Annotated in this window: 9 protein-coding genes and 2 pseudogenes; 5 read left to right on the forward strand and 6 right to left on the reverse strand. The window is 59.0% G+C overall.

What is annotated here, in order from left to right; translation table 11 throughout:
• Positions 1 to 90: 90 nt before the first annotated feature.
• Positions 91 to 204, reverse strand: a complete 114-nt coding sequence (locus NKI41_RS32515; RefSeq protein ID WP_352687059.1) for a transposase — start codon at positions 202 to 204, stop codon at positions 91 to 93.
• A 562-nt stretch (positions 205 to 766) separates the two neighbouring features.
• On the opposite strand from NKI41_RS32515, the gene NKI41_RS32520 reads away from it, so the two are divergent.
• From NKI41_RS32520 to NKI41_RS32535, 4 genes are all read left to right on the forward strand, one after another.
• Positions 767 to 1,132 carry an FAD-dependent oxidoreductase gene (locus NKI41_RS32520; RefSeq protein WP_352687062.1) on the forward strand — a complete coding sequence of 122 codons (366 nt, stop codon included), beginning with the start codon at positions 767 to 769 and terminating at the stop codon, positions 1,130 to 1,132.
• Entirely contained in the window at positions 1,051 to 1,464 is a 414-nt protein-coding gene (locus tag NKI41_RS32525) for an NAD(P)/FAD-dependent oxidoreductase (RefSeq protein WP_352687078.1), read from the forward strand. Before NKI41_RS32520 ends, NKI41_RS32525 begins: the two co-directional genes overlap by 82 nt.
• A gap of 381 nt (positions 1,465 to 1,845) precedes the next feature.
• Positions 1,846 to 2,898: a hypothetical protein gene (locus NKI41_RS32530; protein WP_352687064.1), complete on the forward strand. Its 1,053-nt coding sequence runs from the start codon at positions 1,846 to 1,848 to the stop codon at positions 2,896 to 2,898.
• A 67-nt stretch (positions 2,899 to 2,965) separates the two neighbouring features.
• Positions 2,966 to 3,184 carry a glycine cleavage T C-terminal barrel domain-containing protein gene (locus tag NKI41_RS32535; RefSeq protein ID WP_352687066.1) on the forward strand — a complete coding sequence of 73 codons (219 nt, stop codon included), beginning with the start codon at positions 2,966 to 2,968 and terminating at the stop codon, positions 3,182 to 3,184.
• Between the two features lie 386 nt (positions 3,185 to 3,570).
• Here the strand turns inward: NKI41_RS32535 and NKI41_RS32540 are convergent, their stop codons facing one another.
• The 5 genes and pseudogenes from NKI41_RS32540 to NKI41_RS32560 all read right to left on the reverse strand — a co-directional run.
• Complete coding sequence (locus tag NKI41_RS32540) at positions 3,571 to 4,164, reverse strand: DDE-type integrase/transposase/recombinase (protein ID WP_352687069.1); 594 nt, start codon at positions 4,162 to 4,164, stop codon at positions 3,571 to 3,573.
• Between the two features lie 45 nt (positions 4,165 to 4,209).
• Positions 4,210 to 4,365 carry a hypothetical protein gene (locus NKI41_RS32545; protein WP_352687070.1) on the reverse strand — a complete coding sequence of 52 codons (156 nt, stop codon included), beginning with the start codon at positions 4,363 to 4,365 and terminating at the stop codon, positions 4,210 to 4,212.
• An 81-nt stretch (positions 4,366 to 4,446) separates the two neighbouring features.
• Complete coding sequence (locus tag NKI41_RS32550; RefSeq protein ID WP_352687072.1) at positions 4,447 to 5,172, reverse strand: M24 family metallopeptidase; 726 nt, start codon at positions 5,170 to 5,172, stop codon at positions 4,447 to 4,449.
• A 189-nt stretch (positions 5,173 to 5,361) separates the two neighbouring features.
• Complete coding sequence (locus NKI41_RS32555; protein WP_352687075.1) at positions 5,362 to 5,604, reverse strand: aminopeptidase P family N-terminal domain-containing protein; 243 nt, start codon at positions 5,602 to 5,604, stop codon at positions 5,362 to 5,364.
• 166 nt (positions 5,605 to 5,770) lie between these two features.
• Positions 5,771 to 6,257: pseudogene (locus NKI41_RS32560) on the reverse strand (porin); the annotation flags it as partial.
• A 119-nt stretch (positions 6,258 to 6,376) separates the two neighbouring features.
• On the opposite strand from NKI41_RS32560, the pseudogene NKI41_RS32565 reads away from it, so the two are divergent.
• Positions 6,377 to 6,684, forward strand: a pseudogene (locus NKI41_RS32565) (hypothetical protein); the annotation flags it as partial.

The raw sequence follows: 6,684 nt of genomic DNA on the forward strand, positions 1-6,684 counted from the left end.
TGCCAAGCGCCATCCGCGCTCGCCCGGGCTGCGCAACCCTGACCAGCTCCGCCCGGGCGAACGCTGAACGCCGCGCATTACATAAGGGGGTCAAAATTGGACGCCGATCGAGGGTGAGTTTTGGAAGCCGTTTGACATCTGGGACTCGGCCTGGTCGTCCGACAGGCCATAGAGCGCCTGCAGCACCATGATCTTGAACATCATCACGATCGTAGGGATGGCGACCGCCCGAGCGCTTCAACGCCTTGGCGAGCGGCTTGCGGAAAACCTCCCACGGCACCAGTGCGTTCAGCTTCTCCAGCGGATCGCCGGCCTCGCTCAGCCGCACATGACGCTCGTCCATGTCCCAAACCACCGCCTGTCCCCGCATCCGCAGCCTCCCGCAAATCACCGCGAGAATGAATCAGAAAGCAGTCGAAATGGGGAGGTTTTTCGAGGTCGTCTAAGTGGGTCATTCTGTGGCAGAAACTATCTGGACCCCGGTAAGATGAAGTCCTTCGGTTTGTCCGCAAAGATACAGAATTTCAGCCTAATACGCGCGACTTTTGGCGGCATCCGACTTTGGTAGCACCGTAGTCTCGGGATTCGAATAACGAAAAGGTTGGAGGTGATGACTGGGGCTCATGGTGAGATCCTACGTCCGCCAAAAGGCCCTACTGATCCCCTCTGGCTGACAATCTTCACCATCACACGCTCCTCACCGCCCCCATGTTCACCTGCGTTGAACCGACCGTAACGTTGGACGCGTCATTCTGCGAGTTGTCAAATGCACATCGAAATTCCCTCCCACGTCGAATACGTGATCATCGGTGGCGGCATCATCGGCCTGTCGATCGCATACCACCTGACCCGGATCGGACATCGGGAAGTCCTTGTCCTCGAACGCGACCAGCTCACATGCGGGACCACCTGGCATGCGGCAGGACTGGTTACTCAACTCCGAGCCAACGAAAATATGGCCAGGCTGGCGCAGTACTCCGCCGAGCTGTTCCGTTATCTGGAGCAATTGACGGACAAGCGACTGGCTTCCGGCAGAGCGGCTCGATCACTATCGCCGCAACGGAGGCCCGCATGGAGGAACTCAGACGAGGATCGTCAATGGGCCGGTCTTTTGGCTTGGACGTTGAGATGATCGACGCAGCCGAGGCAAAGCGGCGCGTCCCCCTGCTGGAAGTCAGCGACGTTCTCGGTGCCGCCTGGATTGCCTCTGATGGCATGACCAACCCAATCGACACCGCACGGGCTTTCGCGGCCGGGGCGCGACAGGGTGGGGCGAAGATTCTCGAGCGGACACCCGTGAACCGCATCGTGATCGACAAGGGGCGCCTCGTCGGCTTGGAAACTGCTGAAGGTCTGGTTCGCGCCGAGAAGGCGGTTATCTGCACGGGAATGTGGAGTCGTAATGTCGCTGCGAATCTCAACTGGACGGTCCCCTGCATGCCGCCGAGCATTTTTATGTGGTGACGGAAGCCATTCCAGGCCTGCGGAGTTGCCGACGATCCGCGATATGGATGCTGCGGTTTACGCTAAACCAGATGCCGGCAAGCTGCTATTCGGCTTCTTCGAAGCGCGTGCCAAGCCATGGGGCATGGACGGCATCCCGCGCGATTTCAGCTTCGACTCCTTGCCCGAGGATTTCGACCATATCGAGCCCTACTTGGCAGCCGCTATCGAGCGCATGCCGATCTTGGCAGAGGTAGGGCTTCAGCTGAACTTCAACGGCCCGGAGAGCTTCACGCCGACAACCGGTTCCTGCTGGGTCCAGCGCCTGATATCGCGGGGCTGTATGTCGCAACGGGGTTCAACTCATGCGGCATCGAGTCCTCGGGTGGGGTCGGCAAAGTCATGGCCGAATGGATGTCGACAGGCATCCCTGCTGGCGACTACTGGGGGATGGACGTGCGACGCGCCATGGCCTTCCAGCGTAACCGCCGCTATCTCTACGACCGTGCGACCGAGGCCGTGGGCAACCTCTGGAACCTCCACTGGCCGCACAAATCCCCAAAAACCGCCCGCAACGTTCGGGTTTCACCGCTGCATAGCCGTCTCGCTCAGGCAGGTGCGAACTTCGGTGAGGTCGCGGGCTGGGAACGTGTACAGTGGTTTGGCGAGCCTGGTACAAAACGGGTCACGCACGCCACTTTCGGCAAGGATGACTGGTTCAGGCACAGCGGAGCGGAACACGCAGCCACGCGGTCGGACGTTACGTTGTTTGACCAGACATCGTTCGCCCACATGCTTGTCCAGGGACGGGACGCGCTCGCCCTGCTGCAGCGCCTATCGACCAACGATATCGAAGTGCCCGTCGGGCGGATAGTATATACCCCTTTGTTGAACCAACGCGGCGGCATGGAGTCGGACGTCACCATCTGCAGGACGAGCGACGAGGAATTCCTAGTCGTCACTGCTGCCGCGCAGCGCATTCGTGACCTCGCGTGGCTCAAGAACCACGCAAAGGGGGCCGGGCAGGCAACGATCGCTGACGTCTCGTCGGGTTATGTCACGCTGTCGGTCATGGGCCCGCAATCGCGCGAACTGCTGTCACTCGTTAGCCCAGCCGATTTCTCGGATACCGCTTTCCCGTTTGCGACGGCTCGCGAAATCGAGATCCGCTACGGCATAGCTCTCGCGTTCCGGATGACCTTTGTCGGCGAACTCGGATGGGAACTCCACATCCCGGCTGAGCAGGCGCTCGGCATTTACGATGCCATCGTGGCGAAGGGCTATGACCTGAGCCTTCGCCAGGCCGGGTATGTGGCGCTGAATACATTGCGCCTAGAGGCCGGATACCGCGACTGGGGCTCTGACCTGAGCGACGAGGATACGCCGCTCGAATCAGGCCTCGGTTTCACTGTCGCCTGGGACAAGAATCGGATTTCATCGGTCGTGCCGCTCTGAGGCCGGGCGCGGCCAGACCCCTCGCCGGCGTCTCGTGCAACTGGCCGTTCTCGGGGAGGCCCCCCTCATGTTCGGGACGGAACCGGTTTGGCGCGATGGCATTCTCGTAGGCAATCTGCGCTCAGCCGGTTTCGGGCACACCATCGGCTGTGGGGTCGGCATGGGCTATCTTCACGCGGAATCAGGCGTCAGTGCCTCCTGGCTCAAAAACGGAAAGTTCGAGGTTGAGATAGCCGGCAATCGGTACGCCGGTGTCGTATCTATGACGCCGCGCGGACGCGCGTGAAGGGCGAGCGTCTGGAACTTGACAGCTTGGTCGCCCCAGAGTTGCGCGCCGCGCGTTAAGGCGCGGTGCCTTGAGGTTACGCCTTCCCAGTAGCTACCAGTGACTGGCATGTCTGACCCATCCCTGATTCTCACGCTCGCCTGACCTGACCGGCCCGGCAGCTTGTGTCCAAATTCGACCATTGCTTGGCGGATTTGCTTTACAGGTGGCGCACGGGTGAACTGCCAATGAAGTCACAGCGGTCAATCGACGCGATCAAAATCGGGCTGAAGACATTGCGACATTGCGCACGCGTCGGCAACAAGTCACGCTCCAGACACTAGGGCAGGAATGGCCAAGGCCTCATTCGCCTCGTCAAGAATGGAGAACTGTAGCGGCCGTGCGCTTCAAGATCGACGGAGTAGCTTAGGCAGTCGAGTATGTCGTTGTGTGGCCGCATGATGCCGACACCGTCGCTTTTTCAGGCAGGCCGTGCACCTTCCCAGGTGGCGATGGCTTGGGGTCGTTGGCTTCGAATTTGTGCTGCCGAGCGGTTGGTCTGGGATGGGACGAAGAGGTTTCGGACTGCGGAGAAGGTCGAGTTGCAATGAGCCGACCGACCGGAAACCCTGTTGCGTTCGCTCCCGTTTTCGGAACGGCAGGTGAGAATTCTCCGCCCGGTTGTTCGAGCCTCTTATGCGAGCGGTGTTCCAGTTCGGCATGCTTTGGCGTTTGGCCGCCCGTAGGAACGCAATTTGTCGGTGACCATACACTTTGGCGGCAGACCCTGCTTCTTCAGAAGCCGCGTCAGCAGGCGCCTGCCGGCCTTGGCGTTGCGACGGGGTCTGGGATGATCTCATCGAGACATATCCGTCCTGTTCAACCGCTCTCCACAACCAGCACTTCTGACCGTTGATGCGCACCGCGACTTCATCCAGGTGCCAGACATCATCTTTCGTCGGCGACGTTGTCCGGTTTTTGCGAAATGCGCAGCGAGGCATGTAGAAGGGGTCTTCGGCGTCGCACAGAGCTCCTCGATCGCGGCTTCAATACGGCCTCTTCGCGCCCGGCCCTGTGCGCGTCGATCGATCGATCCGCAAGGATTGCGTGCGTGGCGTTTCGACACCATCCTGGCGCCGACGAGCAGGACTCAGACCTTTTAAAAAGACGTCCTGCAGCATGGCCTTGTCCATTGCCTGCATGCAACTCTCCTTCTCACTCCATAAGTGGAAAATTGCAAGAAAGCGGATCGACTTTGCGGTCGCACGTCACTCCATTATAAATCATGCGTGATGCAGTATATGGGGAGTACGGCTGAGAATCTCCGCGCCGCCGTCCGTCACTAAGACGTGTTCGCTGCAGCCAATAATATACCCGCTTCCCCCGAACAGATGAGTTGGCATATGGAATGTCATGCCGACCTCGAGGACGTCCGTCGCACCCGGCTCCAGACTCGGGTTACCCCGCGCCGACCATTTAATTCCAGTTGAGTATCCGGCTCGCTGGCGGCGAATACGAGGACGCCCGGAACGGTCAAGCACTTTACACGCGGCGGCATCGACCTCCCCTGCAGTCGCCCCCGGTCTCATCGCGTCAATCACAGCTTCAAGCGCCTCTACCGACAATGCATGCAGAGCTTCGGCCTCAGGATGCTGGCCAAGAACAGCGCTCCGGCACACACCCACCTCGTATCCGTGCTTCACGCCGCCTAATTCAATTATCGCAGGCTCATTGTTTCGGATCGGGTGATGGTCCGGGAGCACGTGCGGAAGCCTTGTTCGGTCTCCAAACCCTAAAACGGCAAAACTAACTCGGCCACCAACTTTGGCGACTTCCGCCTCGATTGCCGCGGCCGTCTCCGCTTCCGTGATACCGTCCCGTAGTGAGCGCTGAAACGTTTGGATCGCCAGATCGGTCCAAGACATAGCCTCTCGCATAGCCGTCAATTCTAACTGGCTCTTTACCGCCTGCACAGACCCGACCAGACGCGTTGCATCGGCGACCTTCATTGCCCGAAGTTGCATCTGAAGGGCGCCCAAATCGGCCGGCGCGAAATTCCAACAGCCAAGCTCAAACCTACCGTTTGATTTTGCAGCCCATACCGTCGAAGCACATTGGCGCAGACTTTGGCAAAGTCAGATTGGTTGGGTGTAAGTACAATCTCCTTGATGCAGCTGCATGCTCGAACGGCTTCCTCGTCATACTCGCGAATAACAAAAATCGGCGCGCGTCCAGGCGCGAGGATCAATGGGAACGGTGCAAAATACCCCAGCTGCCCCATCGTATCCGGTTAGGTACTGGAGATGCGTATGAGCGGTGACCACGAGCGCGTCAAGCTTGGCGGTTTCAATCGCCTCAAAAACCTTCTGCTGCCTGCTCGCATATTCTGATCTAGGGAAGGGAACGCCGGTCAAAGGGATCGGTGAGAGAATCGTAGCCATGAATGACCTTGCTGGTTGTATCGTTCCCCGCCCCGAGCCCTTAGGTCGAATCTCAACGGGGCAGACGAGTGGAACTGCAGCGAACTATAAAGGCACCCTACCGCCGAATTTTCCTGAAGCCGACCCGGGTCTCGCCGAATTCCTGCGCGAGATCCCCGACGCGCGAAGAATTAAAGCCGTTGCCGGCGTCGAAGTTGTACTGGATGAGGTCGGTGGAGAAATCCGCATAAGGGACGATGGTGTCATTGATGACGTTGCCGGCATAGCCGATGAACGTGTCGAAAGACAGAATCGTCCAAACCGACGCGAAGACCGCCGAGCTGGATCCAGGCGAAATTCAACGAAGCGCCCTTGTTGTGAGCGGGATTGCCTTCTTCGCCAGCGTAGTAAGCGGAGTTGCCGAAGTTGAAGCGGGTCTCGGTGTACGTCTTCAACGTGCCGAGTTCGGTTTCCTGGCCAGTCCAGGTCCTCAGGGTGAAGCGGGGGTTCTTATGCCAAGTGCCCTGGTCCTTGCCGTTGAGAACGTCTGTCGAACGCGCGCCATCGAAGCTGCCGACATCGCCAGCGGAAATGTCATAGCGGACATAGCCGCCGATGCGCAGGCAGGTTTCGGTGCCGGGGATGTAGAAGTAGCCCGAGCCATAAACGTCGCAGCTCCCCGCTCAATGCTCTTCCCATCGTCACCTCCATCGAGGCGGATGTTGAATCAGCACAAAACGCAGCAGGACTTCAGCCTGACTTTGGCTTTGCTGCCGGAAACAGGAGTAGGATGATGAGACGACCGCGCCGGAACAGCCTCGCTTTCAAGGCAAAGGTGGCGATTGCCGCGATCAGCGGCGAACAGTCGCTGGTAAACTTCTCCCGTCAGTTCTCCAATCCTGGGATGGAGTGTTTTGACATTGACAATTGGCGCCATGGGCTCCGAATTTGCGTCATCGCCGAAAACTACGCAATCCTGAAAGGTCAGCAATTTACCAGCATGTCACGGGATATGCTGCTCAGCGACTTCGCGCCGTTCTCGGTCACTCGGACAGTCTCACTGAAGACGTACCCGTCGTCCTTCTCAAAAATGCCGATGAG

This window comes from Mesorhizobium sp. M0601, from assembly GCF_040320845.1.
Taxonomy (GTDB): domain Bacteria; phylum Pseudomonadota; class Alphaproteobacteria; order Rhizobiales; family Rhizobiaceae; genus Mesorhizobium.

Coding starts and splice junctions, on each gene's coding strand:
- NKI41_RS32515 (WP_352687059.1), bottom strand. CDS start 204: ATGATGTTCAAGATCATGGTGCTGCAGGCGCTCTATGGCCTGTCGGAC.
- NKI41_RS32520 (WP_352687062.1), top strand. CDS start 767: ATGCACATCGAAATTCCCTCCCACGTCGAATACGTGATCATCGGTGGC.
- NKI41_RS32530 (WP_352687064.1), top strand. CDS start 1,846: ATGGCCGAATGGATGTCGACAGGCATCCCTGCTGGCGACTACTGGGGG.
- NKI41_RS32535 (WP_352687066.1), top strand. CDS start 2,966: ATGTTCGGGACGGAACCGGTTTGGCGCGATGGCATTCTCGTAGGCAAT.
- NKI41_RS32540 (WP_352687069.1), bottom strand. CDS start 4,164: ATGCCTCGCTGCGCATTTCGCAAAAACCGGACAACGTCGCCGACGAAA.
- NKI41_RS32545 (WP_352687070.1), bottom strand. CDS start 4,365: ATGCAGGCAATGGACAAGGCCATGCTGCAGGACGTCTTTTTAAAAGGT.
- NKI41_RS32550 (WP_352687072.1), bottom strand. CDS start 5,172: ATGAAGGTCGCCGATGCAACGCGTCTGGTCGGGTCTGTGCAGGCGGTA.
- NKI41_RS32555 (WP_352687075.1), bottom strand. CDS start 5,604: ATGGCTACGATTCTCTCACCGATCCCTTTGACCGGCGTTCCCTTCCCT.